A 23,861-nucleotide genomic window follows, 5' to 3' on the forward strand; every position below is an offset into this window, starting at 1 on the left:
TCACCTTAATGATTTTCTTACTTTAATTGTAGTCAATAATGCAAAAGCTTCTAATTATTTTAAGAGGTTTTTTAAAGTTGATTCAAATTGTCAAAATCAATTATTTCAATTAATTTGCCATCCACTTTTATCAGCATCTGTTTTTGAAACTTACTAAAGATACGAGATACAGTCTCGACGGTTAAACCTAGATAATTGCCAATGTCAGCGCGAGTCATAGACAAACGGAATGACCGTTTGGATAGATTTCGTTGGCTAAATCGATTAGCCATATCCACAATAAATCGAGCGACACGTTCTTCTGCTGTACGTTTATTTAGTTGCATAAACATCGATTGATCATGGCTAATTTCGTTACTCATCAAGCGGTTCACTTGTTGACGTAATTTGGGCATCTGGTTCGACAAATCATCCATTAATGTAAATGGGATCTCACAAACCATAGAAGTCTCTAATGCCGTGCTAAAGGTTTGATGCGTCCGCTCTGCAAGGGCGTCAAAGCCAATGACATCCCCAGGTAAATGAAAAGCAGTAACTTGTGATACACCTTGCTTGTCAATTAAGTACGACTTGAAACTTCCTGATCTGACGGCAAAAAGACTTGTAAATTTTGCGCCTGCTTCAAATAACACATCACCTTTATGGAACGGTTTTTTGCGATCAATAGCATTGTCTAATGTATTGAGTTCATCATCGTTTAATGAAAACGGTATGCATAACTGGCTTAGATTGCAGTTAGCACAACTTATCGAAAAAGTATTACAAGGAGTTTGCATTGCGTTATCACGACTTTTAAACATTCAATGCGTTTAGTTTATAAAAAGCGTTACTAATTTGATATAGCCCAGCGAAAGTAATTATTAAACCCAATATGATTTTAGTGTAGCTATGGCTAAAAATACGAGAGAGGTGATTAGAAAAAACCGTCATACCGACGACGGTAGGTAAAGTAGCCAATCCAAAAATTGTCATTACTGAAAAAGCCGTTATTGGGCTCGGACTGACAATTGCTAAGCTCAGTGCTGTATAAACAAGACCACAGGGTAAGAAGCCCCACAATAAACCATAGGCTAAACATTTGGGAATCGTGTCAATTGGCATCAGTTTTTTCTTTAGCGGCGCTAACCAAATGTCGATAAACGTACCAAGTTTTTCTAACTTTGTGACGATATTACTAATATTAGCTATATGCAATCCGATACCGACTATTAATACACCGGATAACATTGATAGATAAAATACCGTACCTGAACTTGCGACAACGATCGACTGTGTTAATAGGTTAGCAAGTAGCCCAATAAGACCGTACCCAAATACACGACCGAGGCTAACAAATAACGCATATAGCCAAAAAGTTTTCTGTTTTGGAATTGAAAATCCAAGAGCAACAGATAATGAACCACACATAGTTAAACAATGAACTGAGCCGGTTAGACCCATTATTAACGCAGTTATGACTTCATTCATTGTCTTTAGGTTTTGTCGTGTTGTCGTCTTCATCCATTAGAATGGACAAACCATGTTTTTCAATGTCGTCGAATTGCTCGTTTTTTGTTGCCCAAAAAAATGCAATTACACCGATGATTAAAAATATCAGAGCAACCGGTATTAGGTAGTAAATTACTTGCAACGTTTTAATCCCGTAATAGTTTTAGTGAATTCGATACGACTAATATTGAACTTGCTGACATACCGAGCACCGCAATATAAGGTGGCACCAATCCTAACATGGCCACTGGTAAAATAATCATATTGTAAATTAAAGACCAATACAGGTTATTACGGATTGTCTGTTTTGTTTCTAATGCCGCTGTTAAAAGCGTTTCAACAGCCGTTAATTTATTGTTAAGTACTATGATATCAGCAGAGTGTTTAGTCATGTCTGCACCACTAGACATTGCAATGGATACATTAGACGCCCCAAAAACGGGTGCGTCGTTAATTCCATCCCCGATCATCAAAATATTATTGCCCTCTGACTGCAATGACACAATCTTATCCGCTTTTGATTTAGGATCACACCCTGTATAGATATGATCAAAGTTAAGCTTTTTGCCGATCACATTACCAGATTCAGATGGGTCACCGGTAACTAACAAGGTAGTTAACCCTTTTTGTTTTAGGTTGCTTATTGTTATTTCACTATCTGGTTTTAGGTTATCCGTAACACTAAACTGTGCGCATAACCTATTGTCATAACTAACCAATACATTTTGCACTGTACGGTTTTTTGGCAAATGTAAAGTCGACCCGATAAACTCCGGAGTCCCTATTTTTAAGGTCTTTTCATTATAAGTTGCCGAAATACCTTGGCCAATATGACTTACAATGTCCGTTAAGTTTATGGTGCCAATATCACGATTGAGAATACCTAAGTTTTCGGTGGTAAACGCTTTAGCAATTGGGTGTTCAGAATGACATTGTAATAAGTAAACCGCAGCCGCTAATTCTGTCGTAAATTCTGAGGATAATTCTGTACCATTTGCGTTTATTTCAAATCGACCTGTTGTTAATGTACCTGTTTTATCAAAAGCAACATGGGTTATTTCTGTCAATTGTTCAAATGCTAATGCATCTTTAACTAAGATACCCTTACGATTTAACTTACTTAAAATACAGGTATAGGCCGTTGGTGTTGCTAAACTTAACGCACAGGGGCAGGTAGCAACTAAAACCGATAAACTTATCCATATAGCGTCGTCTGGACTTACATTCAACCAAATCAAATAAGTAATAAATGCAATTATTAGTTGTCCAATAACAAAATAGTGAGCAATTTTGTCGGCAAATTGACTTAATTTAGGACGGTGTTTGGTAAATTCTTCCTGTAACTGACCAATCTTAGCTAATGTTGTATTAGACCCTAACGCCGTAATTTCTACTTTAATATTGCCATCGTTGTTAATACTGCCGGCCAACACAGGATCACCAAAATGTTTAAATATTGGAGAAAATTCACCAGTTAAAACAGATTCATTGACTGTTGTTTCGCCATTAACTATTTTACCGTCCACGGCAAACTGTTCACCCGGTTTTACTACTATGGTGTCTCCAATATTTAATTTTTGAATTAATACCGTTGTTATCTGACCGTTTTCAAATCGATTGGCAAAAATAGGGAGCGTTTTATTTAGATTTGCATTGGACAATATTGCTCGACTTTTTGCTTTAAACTCTAGGTATTTTCCAATGAGTAACAACAATGTAAACATCGAAATACTTTCGAAATATACCTCCCCACGATTACCATCAAAACCATATTTTAATAGCTGATAAAAACTAATAAAAAAAGCACCGTAAATAGCGACCGCGACGGAAACATCCATAGATAAGTGGCGAGATTTAACCGCGGTTATTGCCCCCCTTAAGAACGGCAACGCTGAATAGAATACAACTGGGATGCATAGCGCAAAACTGATCCATTTAAAGTAACTTGTTTGGTGCGACTCCATTGTCGAAAAGGCGCCAAAATACATAGCAAAAGCGAGCATCATGACTTGCATGGTGAACAACCCAGCAACGCCTAATCGTTTAATGTATTGCTTTTCCTGACGTTTGATGTTTTTTTCAGCATCGGTTACCGAAAATGGCGTGCTAGCATAGCCAATAGATTTAAGTTTTGAAAGGAGTTGCGAAAGGTGGATTATATTTTGGTCCCATTCAATTGTCGCTCGTTCGCTAATCGTGTTTACATTAACTTTGATTATGCCATCAAGTGGCGATAATGAATGTTCAATTAACCAAGCACATGCGGCACAGTGAATATTGTCGACACTTAACGTGATCCGTTTTGTGGACTCTTGGAGGTTCTCACAAATTAAATCAATATATTCTGCCTGATTATAAACTTCAAAATCACTACTATCAGAAGTATCGGGCTTATTGCCAAGTTCAGTTCGGTACTGGTAATAAACACTTAGACCACTTTGATAAATGTGCTCACTAACCGCTTTACAACCATTACAACATACTTGCTGTTGTTCGGTATTAAGCTGGGCGAATAGGGGGCTTTCACCTGCCGGAATCGATTCACCACAATGAAAACACGCAGTTTTTTTTGTCATTACCAGTCAATTAGTTTTATTTAATTAGTATTGTATTGCTGTTTGGAAGAGCGATTTCTTTTCGAAGTTTCCAGCTGCCATCCATAGGTTCGATGAACACTTGCCATTTACCTGAAATATCATGTTCAACCGGTGCAGTAAGTTGTCCCTTAGCGTTTGGTGTCGCAATGAAATCTAGGTCGCGATATTTTAACGTAGAGTGAACTAGCTTAATTTTAACCGCGGGAAGGTTATAAGGATTTTCCAGTGTAATCTTTTGGTCGGTAATGACCGTCGACATTTCAATGCCCAATGCTTCCGCTTGTTTGTATAATTTAAGTTCTAAATTAATGGCCTTACCTTTTTTGTAGTAGTCATCTACAACCATATCTGGTTGGTTCATGCTTGTAATGATCACTGTAGCAATACCACCGATTACCGCCGTCATCGGTAAAGTTATAACCAACCATACGTACGGGTTTTTATACCAAATATCTTGTTTTAAATTCATTAAAATTTCCTAATTGGGGAGTACGAACCTAACAGATGTTTTACTAAAATCTAGTTAGAACATAGTTAGAATTGCAATAATACGTTTAATTTAGAAAGACATTAATGTGGGGAATGTACTTCTGAATTAATAGTAAAAAAAAGCCTCCGAAGAGGCTTTTTCTGAAGTCCTACTGATTAGGGTGGGACTTCCTATATATATAAGCAGAGATAACGTGTACTTTATCCGCGCCTAAAATGTCTTTCCATGCTGGCATAACACCATTACGACCACTTCGAATAGACTCTTCAACTGCACGACGTGAACCGCCATACAACCAAACGTTATCCGTAAGGTTAGGTGCACCAAACGACAGACCGTGAGCAACTGAACCACGACCATCTTGACCGTGACATGCCGCACACATGACAAACTTAGCTTTACCTGCTTCTGCTAACTTATCGTTAACTTTACGACCAGCAAGCTTTAGAACGTATTCAGTCATTTCCTGAACACCTTGCTCACCTAGTGACGCTTCCCAAGCTGGCATCGCACCAACTCGACCATGCATCAAAGTCGCTTTAATTGTTTCAGGAGCTCCACCATACAACCAATCACTGTCAGTTAAGTTAGGGAAACCACGTGAACCACGGGCATCAGAACCATGACAAAGCGCACAGTTTTGTAAGTACAAACGTTGACCAACTTTAAACGCGTCGTCGTTGTATGCTAATTCCAAAATTGGCGTATCTGCCATTGCTTTGAAGATAGGACCGTAAAGTTCTTCTGCAACAACTTCTTCTTGGTTTAATTGAACAAGTAAGCCTTCGTCTTTTGCTATTTGTGCCAGCTTTTTAGACTCAGCCATAGTCACTATACCTTGGTTCGAGCTTTTCCAACCTAAAGCACCTTCATAGTTTCCTAAACCAGGAAATAAGAAGAGGTAACCAATTGACCAAACAAGAATGAAATAGAACATATACGTCCACCACTTTGGTAGAGGGTTGTTCATTTCTTCGATGCCGTCAAACTCGTGCCCCATAGACTCGCCTTCGCCTACGTGGGTGTAGTTCTTTAAGTTAATGGTAATTATCCAAAAGCAAAGAACTAATGAAGTAACAGTGAGTATTATTACCCACCAATGCCAAAACTCAGTCATGACCATTTTTATGACTCCTTACTATTTTTCTTATCTTCAACGTCGTCTTCAAGAATAGAACTGGCGATGTCGTCAAATTTATTCTTACGTTTTTTACCGTAAGCCCAGTAAACGATAAGCAAAAATAAAACTAATAAAATTAATGTGTAAATGCCTCTATAAGTACCGTAATCCATAGTCATTACTTAAGATGAGTACCTAGTTGTTGCAAATAAGCGATTAGAGCCTGCATTTCAGTTTTACCTTCAACGGCGGCTTTCGCACCAGCAATGTCTTCTGCAGAGTACAAAGGAATGTAGTTACCCTCTGCATCTTTATGAGTTTTGCCTGAAGTTAATCTGTTAAAGACTTCAAATTTCTTTGCAATGTGTTCACCAGTCAACAGGTTTTCATCTAACCATTTAAATGAAGGCATATTAGACTGTGGAACAACAGAACGAGGATCCATTAAATGGGCATAGTGCCAATCGTCTGAATAACGTTGACCTACTCGGGCCAGGTCAGGGCCAGTTCGTTTTGAACCCCAAAGGAAAGGGTGATCCCAAACTGATTCACCTGCAACAGAATAGTGACCGTAACGTTCTACTTCAGCGCGGAATGGACGGATCATTTGGCTGTGACAGTTATTACACCCTTCACGGATGTATATGTCACGGCCTTCCATTTCCAATGGCGTTAAAGCTCGTAATCCAGCAACGGGTTCGGTCGTATCTTTTTGAAACATTAGTGGAGTAATTTCAACTAGCGCACCAAAGCTAATCGCGACAACAGTTAATATAGCCATTAACGTGACGCTTTTTTCAATCTTCTCGTGATGATTTGCCATTATAATTGCTCCTTATACAGCTTGTGCTTCAGCAACAGGTTGCTTAGATGAACTGCGAACTGTTTTAATGACGTTATAAGCCATTACAAGCATACCGGCTACAACAAACAGGCCGCCTAAGAATCTAACAAAATAGAATGGGTAAGAAGCCTCAAGACTCTGTACAAAACTGTATGTTAATGTACCGTCTGAGTTTACCGCACGCCACATTAGACCTTGCATAACACCCGATATCCACATAGCAACGATATAAAGTACTACACCGACTGTGTGTAACCAGAAATGTACATTAACCAATTTAAGGTCAATCATTTGGGTTAAACCGTAAAGACGAGGAATTAAATGATAAAGCGCTCCGATAGAGATCATCGCAACCCAACCTAACGCACCAGAATGAACGTGACCGATAGTCCAGTCAGTGTAGTGTGAAAGGGCATTTACCGACTTAATCGCCATCATTGGACCTTCAAACGTCGACATACCGTAGAACGAAAGAGAAACGATTAAGAAACGTAAAACCGGGTCGGTTTTCAATTTATGCCAAGCACCTGACAAGGTCATGATACCGTTGATCATACCGCCCCATGATGGGATAAAGAGTATAACTGACATCACCATACCTAAAGATTGAGTCCAATCTGGAAGTGCTGTGTAATGTAAGTGGTGCGGACCAGCCCAAATATAAAGCGAAATTAACGCCCAAAAGTGAACAACTGACAAACGATACGAATAAACCGGACGCTCTGCTTGTTTTGGTACAAAATAATACATCATGCCAAGGAAACCAGCTGTTAGTAAGAAACCAACCGCATTGTGTCCATACCACCACTGTACCATTGCATCAACTGCACCTGAGTACATTGAATATGATTTAAACAAATGTACAGGTATTGCAGCGCTATTTACTAAATGTAAAACCGCAACGGTGATAATGAAACCGGCATAAAACCAGTTCGCTACATATATATGGCTTGTTTTACGAATCGCCAACGTGCCTAAAAATACATAAGCATAAGCTAACCATACACACGTAATCAGTATGTCGATTGGCCATTCTAACTCTGCATATTCTTTAGACGTTGTAATTCCAAGCGGCAATGTGATCACAGCTGAAATAATAACGGCCTGCCAACCCCAGAATGTAAATGCCGCGACTTTGTCGCTAATAATGCGAACTTTACAAGTACGCTGCACAACATAATAAGATGTAGCAAATAGAGCGCTCGTACCAAACGCGAAAATTACCGCATTGGTATGCAGAGGACGAAGTCGAGAGAAAGTTAACCATGGTGTATCGAAGTTTAATGCGGGCCATATCAATTGCGCTGCAATCAATACACCAACCGTCATTCCTACAATACCCCACAAAACAGTTGTTAAAGCAAATTGCTTAACAACCTTGTAATTGTACTCTGGGTGAGCAATGTTTGTTGTTGTCATATTTTAAAATTCCACTTGGGGGTGAAAATAGTTGTTTAAGGTTATTATTCTAGACCCAAAATCCAAATATTGGAGATTAATCCTAAAAAGATAAACTTAAGTTCTTTTGGGAGGGTGAATGATAATGGCTTTGGAGGTAAAATAACAGCGACTAAACACATATTATTGTTGTAGATCAATAAAGAATTGGTGCAAATGCTCAAAAAACAATCTGTTATATTTCAAACACTAACTTTTATAAGTTTCAGTTATATCTTAGGTGCGTGCGCACCCGATCCCAAAACACCTAACGAGTCTCAAAATATCAGTTGTGAGGAACACAATAGTTGCCTTGTACGAAACACAAAAAACAGCACACTGATGTTTAAAACGGAACATTTATTTGTAGAGCAACTCATTCCCTTTACGATACGTTCAAATAAACCCTTAGAATCCGTTTATCTTGTTGCGACAAATATGAACATGGGGCGACTTCCTGTTAGGCTAAATAAATTAACTAAAACTGAAACTCAAGCAGAGGTTTTTTTTGGCATGTGCGCAGAACCAATGATGTCGTGGAATGTAATTTTGACGTATCAAGATGGCACACAAGAGATAACGGACCTAAAAAGTTACTGGAATCAAAGAGCCATACAATAATTTATATTACAATAACTTAGTGTCGATGTTAGTCAACACCAACATGGTTACGCGATACCATTTTAACACTACTTTCATTCACTTAACTGGATTAATTTATAGAAGGCAATAACAAATATTTTCGTTTACATTGGTCCAAGTAAACACAACTTATAAAATGATAACTTGCCATTATTGACAAGTTCAGAAGTTAGATTAGGTCCAAATTTTTCGCATTTTTAGTCTTTCCTACAATAATTGTGGTTTGGGTAAGACTGTTTAAAAAACCCATCGTTTAATTGCATTTAAATTCTCTATCACTATTTTCTGTTCCGTTGGATCAGGGTGAGTGATATTGACATCAATATTGAGTTGCTTAAATAAGTAGGGAATAAAGCAAACTCGGGTATTTATTAACAAACTACCAAATTCCATATCGAATTCGTTTTCAACTACCAACTTTTGTACCGCTGATAATCTCGGATCTGGAATTACGTTGATGTTAACAAGTGTGTTCCAGTCATCATCCATTTCTACTGTATTAATATTTTGCTCACTATTATAAGTGGGTGTTCCATGTATATGACGTAATTCAAAATTACGAAACGATAATTCCCGAAAACAATATGCTCTGACATGCCATTGTTGATTGATGAAAATAATAGAATGGGGGGCGATGAGCTGCATTTCGCTTGTTGGTGATTTAATTGTTCGGTGATCGATATTAAGACAATGAGAATGCACGCACGCATTTAATACTTCTCTAAACGCATCCGCAGAAATTGCACGATGTCCAAACTCAATGTTATGAACAATATTAACACCTAAATAAAGTGGCTTATTGGCACTGCTTGAATTTGAGTTGTTAACAGTTCGGCAGTGTTCCAACGTATATAGATAGTCATTTAATTTGTCGTCGATCAGTTTTGCTGCAAAACCTTGAGTGACAACATATCGTTTTAGCGAAGCATCATAAACCAAGTTTCCAGGTCCAATTTCCCGCAAGTATATTTTTATATCTCTAGAAGCCTGCTGTCTCTGAATTCCAAAATAATCACATAAATGTTTGGTACTTAATTCTCCCTCCCACAAGGCGAGGGTTTCTATAAATTTAAACCGTTGTAACTGATCATAACGAAGTGCTTGGTTATTTTCTTTATGTTTTTCTTGCATGAGAACAGGCCCCAAATATATGTAACATTTTGGTACACCATAACACAAACCAAACCGAAGACCAACAAAAACAACCAAACATATGTATACAAAGAATCCACACATGGTAATTAACAACCGACTAAGTATGTATTTACCAACAGGAAGAACGCCAATTACAATGACTTTCGTGAATTTACCCACAGGTGTAGGGCGAAACTACCCACGAGACTCATTATGATACACTCTTATTTATAAGCATTTATAAGTGCCTAAAGTTAACCTGTGAATAACTTTTAAACTAACTTCGTTTACCAAGTGGTTACGAACCGTTAGTAACGTAATTTAAGTTTGTGAGGGTTACAGTTTGATACAGTAAACGATACTAATTCAGCGGGATTTGGTGTCGTGAAACTACTTTAAAGGCATAGGTGATGAAGAGGCATGATCTTTAGTAATGCCATTTTATAATTATTGGTGATCGGGTATTTAATATGTTCAACCACCCTTAACAACTTGTTTCGTTTAAATTCAGAAAATAAACCAAATTACTAATTAACAACGAGGACTTTACTTTACTTTTGATGTGGTTTATTTTAAATCACATACTTAACATTAACAAAACTCCAGTAATCTCAGCGATTGAAACATTTAAGGAAATAGTGTGGCCACAAACAAAAATATAGAATTCGAAAATATTCCCTTCGCTCAAAAGCAACGCTTAGCGTTTATCGACTTTTCTTTATTTTTTAAGGGACACCTATGTCGTAATGACCTTATTAGCCAATTTGAAGTTGGTTTGTCGGCTGGAACAAGAGATTTCAACCTTTACAAAGAATATGCACCAAACAATTTATATTATGACGCAAAAGTTAAACGTTATTTTCAAGCAGAAACATTCAAACCTTTATTCCCGCATGATGCGCGTAAAACTTTAGTAAAGCTTGCGAATCAAATTTCAGATGGTTACGACTCGATAGCTAATACAGAGTTTCCAGTAGAGCAACCATCACACTTAAATGTACCCGACATATTTGTGATAGCACGTTTAGTTCAAGCAATGTTAAACGGTAATGTTGTAAATATGATCTATACCTCGTTGTCCAGTGGTTCTGCGGCAAGAGACTTTGTACCACACTCGATTATTGATAATGGGTTACGATGGCATGTTCGTGGTTACGACCGAAAATCAAACAGCTTTAGAGATTTTGTTTTGACACGAATAAGTAAAGTATCGATTCGATCAAACCAACTCGGGGTTCATGAATTACAAACCGCAGATGACGCATGGCAAAATATTTTGCAGCTCGAAATTGTACCGCATCCTAAAAACATCAAACATCCCACTGCGATAGAAATGGATTACGGCATGCTTGATGGGAAAAAAATTGTTAGCGTACGCGCTGCCATGGCAGGGTATTTATTAAGAAGATGGAATGTCGACTGCACGGTTGGCGGCACCTTATCTAGTGTCGAATATCAGTTGTATTTGAACAATCGTACTGAGATTCGAGGTGCGCATAACTTATCAATTGCACCAGGTTATTAACTCTATTTTACTTATATTAAATGGTTCGCCGTTTTTGTCAGCTTTCAGTTTTATAGACTGAGGTTTATAACGGCTAATTAAACAAGGTAAGTATCTTTGTACAAAAGTGTGTCGTGTAGCAATCCAAAGGTTATGTAAACGATTGAACTACATAAACATAGTGAACAGAGCAAAGTGAAATAGATTTGGGGGTAATAGGAATTGTTAAATGGGAAGAGACAGTCAACGGAACTATATTAAAGCCACAGTGTTGGGCAGGCAATGTTGGTCAACACCCTATTTAACATAATATACATTGTGCGCATAGCAAGGAACTGTTTGAAGTAGAGCACTTACAAATCAAATTGGCCTAATATTTCCCACCATTTCTATTTATATCGTTTTAATTTAGTTAGATTTTCTCTTTAAACAGATTGTCTTCTTAATCTATTAACGCGCTACGTGGCTGAAATAATTTAGACTGGCTTGTTATCCGTAAAATTTAAATACTGCACGCGCTACGTGGTTGAAATAATTTAGACTGGCTTGTTATCCGTAAAATTCAAATACCGCACGCGCTACGTGGTTGAAATAATTTAGACTGCCTTATTTTCCGTAAAATTTAAATACGGCATCTTTCTTATTTGGCTAGTTAGATATTTGTCGTATCTATTTCTTAGTCTTAGCTGTGTCTTATCTATGTCGTATCTTTGTATTATCTATGTCGGCTTTAAAATAATGAATCTGGTTTAATTCGTGTCGAACTTAATTAACATCTTCAGACAATGACTTTTTCCAATTTTCGATATCTTGGTCTGTGTAATTGAACTCTTTGAAATATGAAATGACTTCTTGGGAATCTTTTATAGCGACTAAACCGTTATTTAGTTTTTTCATTATCGCCTTAGACTTTTTAGTCTTAAGGCTTAATGTATGAATAAACTTCCCGCCATAATTACCGCCAACACGTTTTAAACAATCGCGATCTGTTGGATCTTCATAAAACATACAATAGTAATTAACTGCGCCGACAGCAAAAAATAGATAATCTAATCGGCGTTGACGTAACATATAAAAAAGTTGTTTACGTGTAACCGTTGCGTAAATGTTCTTAAATCCCAGTTCCTTTGCAATTGTTTCTTGGCTTGAATTTGCAGAAACGCCTATTGTGGCGACGTTTAGATCAATTTCAGAAACGTGATTTATTGGGTTTTCGGGCAATGTAAAAATAGACGACGTGGTTGACATTAATGGCTTTGAAAAATATCCCCACTTTGCGCGTTCCTCTGTTTTAAAAGCGGCAAAAATTAAATCGACCTTTTTCCCCTTTAACCTTTTAACACTGCCTTGCCACGAACTTTCCTGAGGTACTAACGTTATGTTTTGAGACTTTGCTGCGAGTGTAATTAGTCGCCAAGAAATACCGTATGGGCCCGAAGCCAATACGTATTTATCGTGGTCATCAAAAACGGCAATCGTAACTTCACTGTCAGCATTAGCAATAACTGGTAAAGTACTTAGCAGTAATAAAAAAAGAATCGCTTTGTAAAATAACCTTTTCATCTTGCACCTGTTGATCTCTATAACAACGCTCACATCGTTGTTTACTACTAACACCTCATTTATGCCCCAAAACTTTATTTTTATTCTATCTGTTGGGTAAACCTATTATTGATAAACGATAAGTTTTAGACCGTTTAGCAACAATATTCACGTTTAAAATGACGAATTAGGTCCATTTAAAAATGCAATCTCTTGATCGGTACTTCTACGTCCCAAAATCGAATTTCTGTGTGGATAACGCCCGAAGCGATCTATTATTTCTTTGTGTTTATGTTCAAAATTAAGTGTGTTTTCAAGTCCAGGTTGGTCAAATAAGGTCACCGCTACCTTATGAATGCTTGGTGATTCGCTGTGCATAAACGGCATATATAAAAACGACTTTTGAGGGATACTCATAGCTACATCCAAGCGGTGTGCAATTGCTTCTTGAGCTAAAACTAATGCTAAAGGATCTGATTCAAACGCCCTTTTATCATCCCTATATATATTACGTGCAAATTGGTCTAATACGATTATTTCGGCTAAACGACCCAAAGGTTCAGTACGCCAGATATAAAGTTCGCCCAGTTTTGCTGCCGATAAAGTATCATCAAAACGCGTTGTAATGACTCGGTCTAACTCATCACTTTTAGAAAAGTGCTGGGCTGGTGTTAACTCGTCAAACCAAAACGCTATTACATTTTGCCAATTCATTGCTATCTTCCTTTGCAATACATCATTCAAAATCTTTTTATGCCCAATGTTTTATCAAGGTGTCTGTTATTAAACAATAGTTTAAATATCTGAATATACCTATTTTGAGTTCAAGAAAAGAATCTAATTAATTAGATTTAACATAAAACACGGGTTTCGTTTGAAATAATAACGTTGCTAGGCAATTTTGAGTGGGTTTATTAGATGGCCAATTCGTAGTATTAGTCTCGTCATGGCGTGACTAAGATGAGGTAACCCGTTGATTAATTAGCAATGTAGGACACTGTTACTAACCAACGAGTTGTCGTTAGGCAAATACAAACTAGAGGAATTAGTTTATAGATTGATAAATTGCTTTCATAGTTTCAATTGGGTTTGAAGATTGCGTAATCGCTCGACCAATAACTAAGTAGTCAGATCCTGCAGCAACCGCTTTTTGCGGTGTCATGATCCTTTTTTGATCATCAACTGACGCATCCGCAGTTCGAATACCTGGTGTTACCAATTTAAAGTTTGCGCCATAGTTTTGTTTTAACATCTGCGCTTCTTGGGCTGAACACACCACTCCGTCTAGTTCATATTTGTGTGCTAGACCGGCTAAAAAGTTAACTTGTTCACGAGGTGTACGCGTTATACCTAACTCTATTAAATCGTCGTCAGACATACTTGTTAATACCGTAACTGCAATTAGTAAAGGCGCGTCATTACCAAACGGTTGCAGTATGGTTTTGGCTGCATCCATCATTTTACCACCGCCACTTGCATGTACATTTACCATCCACACGCCAAGGTCTGCCGCTGCTTTTACGGCTTTTGCAACTGTGTTTGGTATATCATGGAACTTTAGATCGAGAAAAACGTCAAAACCTTTGTTCTGAATTTCGGTGACAAAGGTTGGTCCAAAGTGAGTAAACATTTCTTTGCCAATTTTCAAACGACATAAACTAGGGTCAAGTCTGTCGACCAGATCAGTCGTTTCTTTTTTATTGTCAAAATCCAATGCTACTACGATGTTTTTGTTATTCACGGAAATGTCTCTCTAACTTTTATATGCCGTCTAATCCGGCCAATGGTTTTATTGTTTGCCAATTATTGCATGCTGGACAACGCCAGCTGAAATGATTTGTGGTAAACCCACAACTATTACATTCATAAAGTGGCTTTAATTCAATGTAACGTGTAATTAGGGATTGCAGTTGTTTAAAATGAGGATCGGACATAAAAAATTCTTTTTCAAGTTCAATCAACTTTGCAAAACCGCGAACACTTGGCTGGTCCTGCAAATGCTCAATGATATAACTGCGCCCCGCCTCAATGCCCTTCTCTTTTACAATATAGTCAGTCATCTGACTATGAGCTGTAACACTTTTAATGTTTTTTTCTTTTATTAGCCAAAATAACCAAGCTGTTTGTTCGAACTCATCGACAAAACATTCAGGCGCAATATTAAATAACGCCGGTGCAAAACTCGGTTCTTGGTCAAGAATCGTAACAACTAATTCTCTCGATTTTTGTTTGTTATTTACGATTAGGTACAATTTAGATAAGGCCAATAAACTTCTAACTGATTTTCGGTTTACCTTTAATGCCCGTTTATACGCTTGTTTTTTAGATTTGTAGTTATCGTGTGCATCGCCAATTTCACAATAAAAATGACTTACGAGTTGACGACAGTTTTCAGACAATAATTGAGCATCGGCCGCTAGATAGGACTCTACGCCCGCTTGCCATTCACGAGTTTGCTCAAATATATGGAGTAGTCCAAGTAATGCCTCTGAAGCGTGTTGCGATGTTAATAAAGGCGTAAGAGTGTTTTGAGCTCGTTCTAACATGCCCGCTGACAGAAAATCCTGCGCTAATTCAAGTTGAATTTCTTCTAACTCATATTGAGGAATTGTGATCTGATCGGTTTTAACTAAACCTTCATGGATCGCGATAGCTTTGTCGATTTCGCCTTTTTTGCGAAACAGCTTTGCTAACGTTAAATAATTGTCGATGTTTGAAGGCGTGTCGTCAAAATATTGGATAAGCCTGTCAAAGGCCTGTTCTTGATCTTCATTAAGTAATAACGACACACTCGAATTGATCGCATTATTAATGGTTAATTGCTGTTCTAACAATTCTTTTTTTGCGCTGTGTTTACCCATAACCCAGCCATAAATGACTGCAGCAGGTAATAGCAAAAATAGTAATTCAAGCATTCTTTCGTGTAATCAACTTTTTAATAGCAGATATCACAAGCATAACAAATACGCCCAGCATAAATGTTAGGAATAATAAAACAGCTAGAGGCAGTTGTACCTTCACAACAAGTAGATTCAAATCTACCAATTGATGGTTTTCACTGCCTAATGCCAACGCGAATATGACTAGAATGAAAAATATAGCGTAACTAAGTAATTTCAAAAACTTAACCCCTGCAATTTAGGGGTACAAGGCTATTGTAAGTCTTTCATCGAGTCAATACGGAACTACTTAAAATCGACTCTTTCGCGTAATTCTTTGCCAGGTTTAAAGTGTGGGACATATTTTGCCTCCAACTCAACCGAGTCACCCGTCTTAGGATTACGTCCTGTACGCGGCGCACGATAATGCAAAGAAAAGCTACCAAACCCACGTATTTCAATACGATCACCAGTTGATAGACATTCGGCCATGTTATCTATAATGCTCTTAACTGCAGTTTCCACTTCCTTTACAGGTACATGTGGATGTTGTTCAGATAATGTTTCTATTAATTCAGACTTTGTCATTTTCTCACCTAATATCGAGACAAAAAATAAGGGAGCGTTATGCTCCCCTATATTTATAGCTCATTTAAAATCAAATGCTTAGTCTTTTTGTGCATTTTTAAATGCAGCAGCCATCGCATTTTCAAATTCAGGCGCTTGATTTTGTAAGTTATCTAACGCAGCTTTCTCTTCTGCTTCGTCGATAGCCTTGATAGATAGGCTTATCACGCGATTCTTACGGTCAACACCAACGAACTTAGCTTCTAACTCAGAACCAGCAGTTAATACTGTTGTAGCATCTTCTACACGTTCACGAGAAAGTTCAGATACACGGATGTAACCTTCAACTTCGTTACCTAGGTCAACAGTAGCACCTTTAGCGTCAACGTCTTTTACAAGACCTTTAACCATAGTACCTTTTTTGTGAGCTTCTAAGTATTCGCTAAACGGATCAGAATCCATTTGTTTAACGCCTAGAGAGATACGCTCGCGCTCTGGGTCAACTTGTAATACAACAGCTTCGATTTCGTCGCCTTTCTTGAAGTCACGTACTGCGTCTTCACCAGAAACATTCCAAGAAATGTCAGAAAGGTGTACAAGACCATCAATACCGCCGTCAAGACCGATGAAGATACCAAAGTCAGTGATTGACTTGATGTTACCAGCAACACGGTCGCCTTTGTTATGAGTCTTAGCAAATACTTCCCATGGGTTGTCTTTACATTGTTTAAGACCAAGAGAAATACGACGACGTTCTTCGTCGATTTCAAGAACCATAACTTCAACTTCGTCGCCAAGATTAACAACTTTAGAAGGATGGATGTTCTTGTTAGTCCAATCCATTTCAGAAACGTGTACAAGACCTTCAATACCGTCTTCGATTTCAACGAAACAACCGTAGTCAGTAAGGTTAGTAACACGGCCTTTAAGACGTGAACTTTCAGGGTAACGACCAGCAATGTCGCCCCAAGGATCTGAACCAAGTTGCTTAAGACCTAGAGAAACACGGTTTTTCTCTTTGTCGAATTTAAGAACTTTAACGTCTATTTCATCACCAACTGCAACGATTTCACTTGGGTGCTTAACACGTTTCCAAGCCATATCTGTGATGTGAAGTAGTCCGTCTAGGCCACCAAGGTCAACGAACGCTCCGTAATCGGTAAGGTTCTTAACGATACCTTTAACTTCTGAACCTTCTTCAAGGTTAGCAAGAAGCTCTTCACGTTCTGCAGAGTTTTCAGTTTCGATAACTGCGCGACGTGATACAACAACGTTGTTACGTTTTTGGTCAAGTTTGATTACTTTAAAATCTAACTCTTTGCCTTCTAAGTGAGACGTGTCACGGATAGGACGTACGTCTACTAAAGAACCTGGTAAGAATGCTCGGATGCCTTCAACTTCAACAGTGAAACCGCCTTTAACTTTACCAGAGATAACACCTTTAACGATTTCTTGTTCTTCACAAGCTTTCTCAAGGCGTACCCAAGACTCGTAACGTTTCGCTTTTTCACGAGATAGAATTGTTTCACCAAATCCGTCTTCGATTGAATCTAGTGCTACGTCAACTTCATCACCAACTGCTACTTCTAATTCACCAGCGTGGTTTTTAAATTGAGCCGCAGGAATAGCAGATTCTGATTTTAAGCCAGCGTCTACGATTACAAGGTCACGATCGATAGAGATAATAGTACCTTTAACGATTGAACCAGGGCGTGTTTCGATAGCCTGAAGGCTTTCTTCAAATAACTGAGCAAAATTTTCTGTCATGATTTATCTTCATTATTGCCAAAGAGGCGTTCCAGCGACTATGGGTTGATTTTTAACTTGTTACATCCATGCTAACAAGGCTTTTAAGTTTGTTAATAAACCCTTTTAAAATAAAAAGGTTGCCTAACTACGAATAAATTTTTCTTCAACCACTTTAATAAGCAATTGATAGACTTCTTCTGCCGATAACGTAGTCGAATCAATTTCGATAGAATCCTCTGCAGGCACCATTGGTGCTACACTTCGGTTCATATCTCGGTCGTCTCGAGCTTGTATCTCGGTTAAAAGGTCGCCGATTTTAACATCGTGGCCCTTTCCTTTCAACTCTATATAGCGTCGATTTGCACGTTCTTCCGCGCTTGCAGTAAGAAAAACCTTAATTGCAGCGTCTGGGAATACAACTGTCCCCATGTCTCGACCGTCTGCGATTAAACCCGGTTTTTGTCTAAAGGCGCGTTGACGACGCAATAATGCTTCGCGCACACGAGGTAAAGCTGCAATTTTAGAGGCAACGCCACCGACTTCTTCATTTCGGATCGAATGTGTTACTTCTTCACCTTCAAGCACAATTTTAGTTCCAGCTTCGCTAGATAAAAACTGCACATCAAGATGAGCCGCGAGTGGGATCAAGCTTTCTTCGTCACTCGGTAGTATGTTGTGATGCATTGACGCTAAGGCCAATACGCGATAGATAGCACCGCTATCAAGGATTTCCCATCCTAATTTTTCCGCTAACAGACGACATACCGTGCCTTTGCCTGCTCCACTTGGACCATCAATAGTGATGACCGGAATAGAATGCGCCATAGTTACTCCACGAAGTGAATTTCGGGCGGCATTATACGCGATTGGCTACAAATTAAAATTAAATTAGAAAGTTATTTTTCATATAAAAAATGTAACCGAGTAAATTAGAGTTAAATCACTCGGCTATAAGGTAGGTTTTTTGGCTAAAATTAGCAGACTAATGCATTAAATCTATCGAAATAGTCCGGGAAGGTTTTACTCGTTACTTTTGGATCATTAATCGTTACTGATGCTTGATCAAAACATAACAACGAGAAACACATGGCAATTCGATGATCGTTATAAGTATCTATTGCTACGTGTTTAATTGGCGCTGGTGTAACGATAATATAGTCATGCCCTTCTTCAACAATCGCACCCGCTTTTTTAAGTTCAGTAGCCATCGCAAATAAACGGTCGGTTTCTTTAACTCGCCAATTGTAAATATTACGAATGGCTGTTGTACCCTCTGCAAATAATGCAGTAGTAGCAATCGTCATTGCGGCATCTGGAATATGATTCATATCCATATCAACTGCGGTTAGTTTACCGTTGGATGACACAGAAATATGGTCATCAAAATAGGTAATATCTGCACCCATTTTTGCAAGAACGTCCGCAAATTGGATGTCGCCTTGAACACTATTTTTACCGACACCATACACATTTACCGGACCGCCGCTAATTGCGCCAGCAGCTAAGAAATAAGATGCTGAACTTGCATCGCCTTCAACCATAAAGTCGCCAGGAGATTGATATTGAGCATCAGCATTTACCACAAAGCTTTGGTAATTATTGTTTTCTACCTCAACCCCAAATTGACGAATAATATCGATAGTTAAATCTATATAAGGTTTTGAAACCAAATCACCAATCACTTTAACCGTTATGGTTTTGTGAATTAATGGGGCTGCCATTAACAACGCCGATAAAAATTGACTTGAAACACTGCCGTCAATTTCAACAACGGTGTCGTCAGTGATCACTGCAGGCTCAATTTTAAGCGGTGGATAATTTTCGTTACCCAAGTAGGTTATTGTTGCGCCAAGTGGGCGTATAGCGTCTACCAGGTGCCCAATTGGACGTTCTGACATGCGTTCTTCGCCGGTTAATTCCGTTGTGATATTTGCAAATGCTAATACCGCCGCAAGAGGACGCATTGCCGTTCCTGCATTACCTAAAAACAATGCTTGTTGAGGCTGTTTAAATTGACCATTACAACCATGCACAACACACGTCGTTTTATCTGCTGACAACGTGGTTTTAACGCCTAATAACTCAAGCGCATTTAACATGTGTCTAATGTCATCACTGTCGAGCAAATTGGTGATGGTTGTATCACCGTCACATAACGCCGCTAATAATAACGCACGATTTGACAGACTTTTAGATCCCGGAACCGTTACGTCCCCTTTAAAACCAGAAATGTGAGGTAGCGTTAATGATTCTTGATTAGCCATGTGTACGTTCGAACTCCTGCATAAACTCAGTTAACGCTTTAACACCTTCAATAGGCATGGCGTTGTAGATACTTGCTCGCATACCGCCAACAATTCGATGTCCTTTCAGTGCAACCAGTCCTTGATTTTCAGCTTGCGCCAAAAATGTACTGTCTAATTCGCTGTTCGCCAAGAAAAACGGAACATTCATACGAGAGCGATTGGCACTTGCAATGTTATTACTATAAAAACTGGAGTTGTCGATCGTTTGATATAACAAGTCAGCTTTTTTCTTATTTAATACTTCCTGTGCCGCAACACCGCCATTTTCTAATAACCAATCAAAGACTAACTTAGCTAGATAAATCGCATAAGTTGGTGGCGTATTAAACATACTGTCTTTTTCATGGGTTAATTTATAGTTAAATACAGAAGGCACGGTTTCCTGCGAACGTGCTAACAACTCTTTTTTAACAACAACTAAGCTTAGCCCTGACGGACCTATGTTTTTCTGGGCGCCAGCATAAATTAAGTCAAATTTACTGCTATCGATTTCACGGGAAAAAATGGTGCTCGACATATCGGCAACGACAGGCACATCAAATGAAGGCTGTTCAAATATTTCAATGCCATCGACTGTTTCATTAGGGCAGTAATGAACATAAGCGCTGTCTTGCGAAACCTGCCAATCAGACATCGAAATAACTTGTTTTTTACCACCAACAATTTCCACCGTATTTTGTTCTGTAACGGCACCAAACTTTTTGGCTTCTTCAACGGCGGCCTGGGACCATGACCCTGTTGTGACATAATTGGCCTGGCCACTATTTAGCAAATTAAGCGGAACCGCAGAAAACTGACCGCGACCGCCACCGTGCATAAATAACACAGTATATTCATCGCTGAGCCCTAATAATTGCTTTATCGAGGCTATTGCCGAGTCATAAACAGCAATGAACTCTTTACTTCTGTGGCTGAGTTCCATTACAGAACAACCTGTGTTATTCCAATTAACAAACTCACTCTGAGCTTTATTCATCACGGCCTCGGGCAATTTTGCAGGGCCCGCACAGAAGTTATAAACTGTCATTCATTTTCTCGTTAGTTACAGTAAAGCTAATTTTATCGAACAATTACTCTAACGTTATTTGAATTGCGTCTCAATTGATTATTTTGCAATTAATTAATTAATTTATGACAACAACAAAATTTGTTTGTTAAATAATCTAAATAGCCAGACGTACAAGGCTTACCAACATCCTCTATGATAAATATCCTATTGAATTTTAGTATTTTACTGCCCATTTAAGTCATACAACCATTTGGAGACATTTATGGAAATATTTGAAGCAATTGGAATTACCAATGAACTTATTCAATATTTCATTACTGGTTTACTATTTTTTATGGGAGCTATGGTGATGTATAAAATGGTTCTTTGGGGTAAGAAAATGCCTAGAGGCGCGTTTCTATTTTTAGCGTTATTTCCACTTATAACAATTTTTCCTATTCCACCTCCCATATTTAAAACATGTTAAAAAAATGTGGATAGTGGCGACCCACCTGACGAGGACCTAGCATAATCATAAGAAAATGGCCGACACTAATCCCAAGGATGTTGCTTAAAATATTCAGCTAGAAAATCGATTAGTGCACGCACTGTCGGTGACAAAAACTTTCGAGAAGAATACAAAGCGTAAATATTCATATCATTCGTATTCCAATTAGGCAGTACACGAACCAAACTGCCATTTTCAATAGCGGCATTTGCCATATAAGTTGGTTGCATGCTAATTCCGGCGCCACATTGAGCTGCTTTTAATAACGTGGTTGCTTCATTAGCCGTTAACTGACAATTAACGCTAATGGCTTTATGTTCGTTTTCATTCCAAAGGTGCCAAATGTGTTTTTCAAAATTGGTATAGCTAAGGCAACGATGTTGACTTAAATCATCCGGTGCCGTGATTGCAGGCATAGAATCCAGGTAAGCTTGACTTGCCACTAAAACGGAATGACACACCGCCAATGGTTTTCCAATCAACGACGGATCTGGATTTGACGCAATTCGAATTGCTAAATCAATTCTGCTATCGACCAAATCAATTGCAGTATCTTGCAGGTCTATGTCGATAGAGACTTTCGGGTGACGTGTCATAAATTGTTGTATTGCAACCATGAGCTGCGCATGACTAAACGACATACTACACGCGAGTCGGATCCGACCGGAAAGTTGCTCAGTTGACTTTATCTCACTGATAAATTGGTCTGCTGTAGTCAGCCACTGCTCAATATCATTTAGGCATTTTTCTCCTTGCGTTGTCAGTGTCACTTTTCTAGTCGTCCTATGTAATAAACGAACTTCGAGCCAACTTTCCATCACTTCGATGTAACGCGTTACCATTGGGCGTGACATCTCCAAACGCTCCGAGGTCGCGGTAAAGCTGCCTGTGCGGGCTACATCAATAAATACTTGTGCCGCTTTAACCCGATCCATACTAAACCCCGATTTCTAACAGACCAACCCACATATGTTCGATTTAAGAAACAATGTTGAACATTATTGTACATATATCATTGCAAATCAATTCTCTATTATTGCCCAACTTTCAAAATACAGTTAAACAAAACCCAAAAAATAGGAAATAAAATGAAAATAAATCTACTCAAAGGTTTCTATTTATTAGCAACATTGACAGTAACATTAATGAGCTTTTCAAGTACCGCCGATAATAAAAGTGCGCTGAGTTTAAAAGTATATAACTCGGATAAAAACAGCTTTCATGTAAATTCAACATTAGTTTATGGTGAAACAGAGGCCGTATTGATAGACACAGGTTTCACAAGAGCTGATGCACTTCGTATTGCAGCAAACGTTTTAGATTCAGGTAAAAAATTAACAACGATTTTTATTAGCCAAGCTGATCCTGATTTTTACTTTGGTATTGAAACCTTGCGACAAATATTCCCTGACGTAAATGTGATCACGACACCCGCAGTACGCAAGGCAATTAGTAAAAAAATGGGAGGCAAATTGGCCTACTGGGGTCCAAAAATGGGCGTGAATGCCCCTAAAAATGTACTACTACCTGACGTATATAGTCCAAATAGCTTTACCGTAGACGGTTACAAAATCGAAGTTAAGGGAACAGAAGGCGTTTTGGCTAACCGCCCTTTTGTTTGGATCCCATCAATTAAAGCAATAGTAGGTAATATCGCAGTGTTTGGTGATTTACATGTTTGGACCGCAGATACACAATCATCTGAAACGTTAGCAGCGTGGCAACATCAACTGCAAGAAATGAAGGAATTGTCACCAAAGGTTGTCGTGCCAGGTCATATGAAAAAAGGAACTCAACTTAATGTTCAACTAATTGACTATACCGCAACTTACTTAACTGACTTTATTGATGCTAAGCGCAAGAGTAAAAACGCACAGGCATTAATAGACATAATGACCACAAGATATCCAGATGCCGAGTTAAACCTTGCTTTAGCGATTGGCGCTAAAGTGCATATGGGCGAGATGAAATGGTAATGTATTCTAATTAACAGGGATACAGGCATAAAAAAAAGGTCCATTAGGACCTTTTTTTATTCTATATTTACAGTTAAAGACTGCGACTTA

The 23,861-nt window shown here is 38.4% G+C and carries 25 protein-coding genes; 4 read left to right on the top strand and 21 right to left on the bottom strand.

What is annotated here, in order from left to right:
• Positions 1–71: 71 nt before the first annotated feature.
• The 9 genes from fnr to ccoN form a co-directional block, all read right to left on the bottom strand.
• The gene (gene fnr / locus Q4575_RS01255) at positions 72–800 is read right to left on the bottom strand and encodes a fumarate/nitrate reduction transcriptional regulator Fnr (RefSeq protein WP_215962942.1); all 729 of its coding nucleotides are present in this window, start codon (positions 798–800) and stop codon (positions 72–74) included.
• Entirely contained in the window at positions 793–1,467 is a 675-nt protein-coding gene (locus tag Q4575_RS01260; protein ID WP_215962943.1) for a sulfite exporter TauE/SafE family protein, read from the bottom strand. Before Q4575_RS01260 ends, fnr begins: the two co-directional genes overlap by 8 nt.
• Positions 1,460–1,630: a cbb3-type cytochrome oxidase assembly protein CcoS gene (gene ccoS / locus Q4575_RS01265; protein ID WP_215962944.1), complete on the bottom strand. Its 171-nt coding sequence runs from the start codon at positions 1,628–1,630 to the stop codon at positions 1,460–1,462. The genes Q4575_RS01260 and ccoS overlap by 8 nt, the downstream gene beginning before the upstream one ends.
• Before the next feature lie 4 nt (positions 1,631–1,634).
• Entirely contained in the window at positions 1,635–4,064 is a 2,430-nt protein-coding gene (locus Q4575_RS01270; RefSeq protein WP_303521073.1) for a heavy metal translocating P-type ATPase, read from the bottom strand.
• A gap of 16 nt (positions 4,065–4,080) precedes the next feature.
• Positions 4,081–4,554 carry a FixH family protein gene (locus Q4575_RS01275; protein ID WP_272179666.1) on the bottom strand — a complete coding sequence of 158 codons (474 nt, stop codon included), beginning with the start codon at positions 4,552–4,554 and terminating at the stop codon, positions 4,081–4,083.
• Positions 4,555–4,723: 169 nt separating this feature from the next.
• Positions 4,724–5,692, bottom strand: coding sequence for a cytochrome-c oxidase, cbb3-type subunit III (gene ccoP / locus Q4575_RS01280; RefSeq protein ID WP_215962947.1), 969 nt, complete (start codon positions 5,690–5,692; stop codon positions 4,724–4,726).
• Between the two features lie 8 nt (positions 5,693–5,700).
• A complete protein-coding gene (locus tag Q4575_RS01285; RefSeq protein WP_215962948.1) occupies positions 5,701–5,868 on the bottom strand; it encodes a CcoQ/FixQ family Cbb3-type cytochrome c oxidase assembly chaperone in 168 nt (55 codons plus the stop codon).
• 5 nt (positions 5,869–5,873) lie between these two features.
• Positions 5,874–6,518: a cytochrome-c oxidase, cbb3-type subunit II gene (gene ccoO / locus Q4575_RS01290; protein ID WP_215962949.1), complete on the bottom strand. Its 645-nt coding sequence runs from the start codon at positions 6,516–6,518 to the stop codon at positions 5,874–5,876.
• Between the two features lie 12 nt (positions 6,519–6,530).
• The gene (gene ccoN, locus Q4575_RS01295) at positions 6,531–7,958 is read right to left on the bottom strand and encodes a cytochrome-c oxidase, cbb3-type subunit I (protein WP_215962950.1); all 1,428 of its coding nucleotides are present in this window, start codon (positions 7,956–7,958) and stop codon (positions 6,531–6,533) included.
• Positions 7,959–8,318: 360 nt separating this feature from the next.
• Between ccoN and Q4575_RS01300 the strand changes: the two genes are divergently transcribed.
• Positions 8,319–8,597 carry a hypothetical protein gene (locus tag Q4575_RS01300; protein ID WP_215962951.1) on the top strand — a complete coding sequence of 93 codons (279 nt, stop codon included), beginning with the start codon at positions 8,319–8,321 and terminating at the stop codon, positions 8,595–8,597.
• A 258-nt stretch (positions 8,598–8,855) separates the two neighbouring features.
• Here the strand turns inward: Q4575_RS01300 and Q4575_RS01305 are convergent, their stop codons facing one another.
• Positions 8,856–9,749, bottom strand: coding sequence for a WYL domain-containing protein (locus Q4575_RS01305; protein WP_303521074.1), 894 nt, complete (start codon positions 9,747–9,749; stop codon positions 8,856–8,858).
• 643 nt (positions 9,750–10,392) lie between these two features.
• Between Q4575_RS01305 and Q4575_RS01310 the strand changes: the two genes are divergently transcribed.
• Positions 10,393–11,277, top strand: coding sequence for a WYL domain-containing protein (locus Q4575_RS01310; RefSeq protein ID WP_303521076.1), 885 nt, complete (start codon positions 10,393–10,395; stop codon positions 11,275–11,277).
• A gap of 744 nt (positions 11,278–12,021) precedes the next feature.
• Here Q4575_RS01310 and Q4575_RS01315 read toward each other — a convergent pair.
• From Q4575_RS01315 to serC, 10 genes are all read right to left on the bottom strand, one after another.
• The gene (locus tag Q4575_RS01315) at positions 12,022–12,819 is read right to left on the bottom strand and encodes an ABC transporter substrate-binding protein (RefSeq protein WP_303521077.1); all 798 of its coding nucleotides are present in this window, start codon (positions 12,817–12,819) and stop codon (positions 12,022–12,024) included.
• Positions 12,820–12,972: 153 nt separating this feature from the next.
• The gene (locus Q4575_RS01320; RefSeq protein ID WP_303521078.1) at positions 12,973–13,512 is read right to left on the bottom strand and encodes a DUF924 family protein; all 540 of its coding nucleotides are present in this window, start codon (positions 13,510–13,512) and stop codon (positions 12,973–12,975) included.
• Between the two features lie 331 nt (positions 13,513–13,843).
• Positions 13,844–14,539, bottom strand: coding sequence for an orotidine-5'-phosphate decarboxylase (pyrF, locus tag Q4575_RS01325; protein ID WP_215962972.1), 696 nt, complete (start codon positions 14,537–14,539; stop codon positions 13,844–13,846).
• 19 nt (positions 14,540–14,558) lie between these two features.
• A complete protein-coding gene (locus Q4575_RS01330) occupies positions 14,559–15,713 on the bottom strand; it encodes a hypothetical protein (RefSeq protein ID WP_303521079.1) in 1,155 nt (384 codons plus the stop codon).
• Positions 15,706–15,918, bottom strand: a complete 213-nt coding sequence (locus Q4575_RS19790) for a LapA family protein (RefSeq protein ID WP_215962974.1) — start codon at positions 15,916–15,918, stop codon at positions 15,706–15,708. Before Q4575_RS19790 ends, Q4575_RS01330 begins: the two co-directional genes overlap by 8 nt.
• Before the next feature lie 65 nt (positions 15,919–15,983).
• Positions 15,984–16,316, bottom strand: coding sequence for an integration host factor subunit beta (locus tag Q4575_RS01335; protein ID WP_303521133.1), 333 nt, complete (start codon positions 16,314–16,316; stop codon positions 15,984–15,986).
• Between the two features lie 27 nt (positions 16,317–16,343).
• The gene (gene rpsA, locus Q4575_RS01340) at positions 16,344–18,011 is read right to left on the bottom strand and encodes a 30S ribosomal protein S1 (RefSeq protein ID WP_215962976.1); all 1,668 of its coding nucleotides are present in this window, start codon (positions 18,009–18,011) and stop codon (positions 16,344–16,346) included.
• Between the two features lie 123 nt (positions 18,012–18,134).
• Complete coding sequence (gene cmk, locus Q4575_RS01345) at positions 18,135–18,818, bottom strand: (d)CMP kinase (protein ID WP_215962977.1); 684 nt, start codon at positions 18,816–18,818, stop codon at positions 18,135–18,137.
• 149 nt (positions 18,819–18,967) lie between these two features.
• Positions 18,968–20,257, bottom strand: coding sequence for a 3-phosphoshikimate 1-carboxyvinyltransferase (gene aroA / locus Q4575_RS01350; RefSeq protein ID WP_303521080.1), 1,290 nt, complete (start codon positions 20,255–20,257; stop codon positions 18,968–18,970).
• Positions 20,250–21,326: a 3-phosphoserine/phosphohydroxythreonine transaminase gene (serC, locus tag Q4575_RS01355; protein WP_303521081.1), complete on the bottom strand. Its 1,077-nt coding sequence runs from the start codon at positions 21,324–21,326 to the stop codon at positions 20,250–20,252. Before serC ends, aroA begins: the two co-directional genes overlap by 8 nt.
• Positions 21,327–21,570: 244 nt before the next feature.
• On the opposite strand from serC, the gene Q4575_RS01360 reads away from it, so the two are divergent.
• A complete protein-coding gene (locus tag Q4575_RS01360; protein ID WP_272179676.1) occupies positions 21,571–21,774 on the top strand; it encodes a hypothetical protein in 204 nt (67 codons plus the stop codon).
• Between the two features lie 65 nt (positions 21,775–21,839).
• On the opposite strand, the gene Q4575_RS01365 is transcribed toward Q4575_RS01360, so the two are convergent.
• Positions 21,840–22,730, bottom strand: coding sequence for a LysR family transcriptional regulator (locus Q4575_RS01365; protein ID WP_272179677.1), 891 nt, complete (start codon positions 22,728–22,730; stop codon positions 21,840–21,842).
• Positions 22,731–22,883: 153 nt separating this feature from the next.
• On the opposite strand from Q4575_RS01365, the gene Q4575_RS01370 reads away from it, so the two are divergent.
• Complete coding sequence (locus tag Q4575_RS01370) at positions 22,884–23,771, top strand: MBL fold metallo-hydrolase (protein ID WP_303521082.1); 888 nt, start codon at positions 22,884–22,886, stop codon at positions 23,769–23,771.
• Positions 23,772–23,861 lie beyond the last annotated feature (90 nt).

The sequence above is a fragment of the Psychrosphaera sp. 1_MG-2023 genome, from assembly GCF_030548245.1.
Taxonomy (GTDB): Bacteria; Pseudomonadota; Gammaproteobacteria; order Enterobacterales; family Alteromonadaceae; genus Psychrosphaera; species Psychrosphaera algicola.

Bases quoted from the DNA above. Each gene is read 5' to 3' on its own strand.
- Q4575_RS01330 (WP_303521079.1), bottom strand. From the start codon at position 15,713: ATGCTTGAATTACTATTTTTGCTATTACCTGCTGCAGTCATTTATGGC.
- Q4575_RS01360 (WP_272179676.1), top strand. From the start codon at position 21,571: ATGGAAATATTTGAAGCAATTGGAATTACCAATGAACTTATTCAATAT.
- fnr (WP_215962942.1), bottom strand. From the start codon at position 800: ATGTTTAAAAGTCGTGATAACGCAATGCAAACTCCTTGTAATACTTTT.
- Q4575_RS01285 (WP_215962948.1), bottom strand. From the start codon at position 5,868: ATGGATTACGGTACTTATAGAGGCATTTACACATTAATTTTATTAGTT.
- Q4575_RS01370 (WP_303521082.1), top strand. From the start codon at position 22,884: ATGAAAATAAATCTACTCAAAGGTTTCTATTTATTAGCAACATTGACA.
- Q4575_RS01305 (WP_303521074.1), bottom strand. From the start codon at position 9,749: ATGCAAGAAAAACATAAAGAAAATAACCAAGCACTTCGTTATGATCAG.
- ccoN (WP_215962950.1), bottom strand. From the start codon at position 7,958: ATGACAACAACAAACATTGCTCACCCAGAGTACAATTACAAGGTTGTT.
- Q4575_RS01275 (WP_272179666.1), bottom strand. From the start codon at position 4,554: ATGAATTTAAAACAAGATATTTGGTATAAAAACCCGTACGTATGGTTG.
- cmk (WP_215962977.1), bottom strand. From the start codon at position 18,818: ATGGCGCATTCTATTCCGGTCATCACTATTGATGGTCCAAGTGGAGCA.
- Q4575_RS01300 (WP_215962951.1), top strand. From the start codon at position 8,319: ATGTTTAAAACGGAACATTTATTTGTAGAGCAACTCATTCCCTTTACG.
- Q4575_RS01365 (WP_272179677.1), bottom strand. From the start codon at position 22,730: ATGGATCGGGTTAAAGCGGCACAAGTATTTATTGATGTAGCCCGCACA.
- Q4575_RS01260 (WP_215962943.1), bottom strand. From the start codon at position 1,467: ATGAATGAAGTCATAACTGCGTTAATAATGGGTCTAACCGGCTCAGTT.
- aroA (WP_303521080.1), bottom strand. From the start codon at position 20,257: ATGGCTAATCAAGAATCATTAACGCTACCTCACATTTCTGGTTTTAAA.
- ccoO (WP_215962949.1), bottom strand. From the start codon at position 6,518: ATGGCAAATCATCACGAGAAGATTGAAAAAAGCGTCACGTTAATGGCT.
- Q4575_RS01320 (WP_303521078.1), bottom strand. From the start codon at position 13,512: ATGAATTGGCAAAATGTAATAGCGTTTTGGTTTGACGAGTTAACACCA.
- Q4575_RS01315 (WP_303521077.1), bottom strand. From the start codon at position 12,819: ATGAAAAGGTTATTTTACAAAGCGATTCTTTTTTTATTACTGCTAAGT.
- rpsA (WP_215962976.1), bottom strand. From the start codon at position 18,011: ATGACAGAAAATTTTGCTCAGTTATTTGAAGAAAGCCTTCAGGCTATC.
- ccoP (WP_215962947.1), bottom strand. From the start codon at position 5,692: ATGACTGAGTTTTGGCATTGGTGGGTAATAATACTCACTGTTACTTCA.
- Q4575_RS01270 (WP_303521073.1), bottom strand. From the start codon at position 4,064: ATGACAAAAAAAACTGCGTGTTTTCATTGTGGTGAATCGATTCCGGCA.
- serC (WP_303521081.1), bottom strand. From the start codon at position 21,326: ATGACAGTTTATAACTTCTGTGCGGGCCCTGCAAAATTGCCCGAGGCC.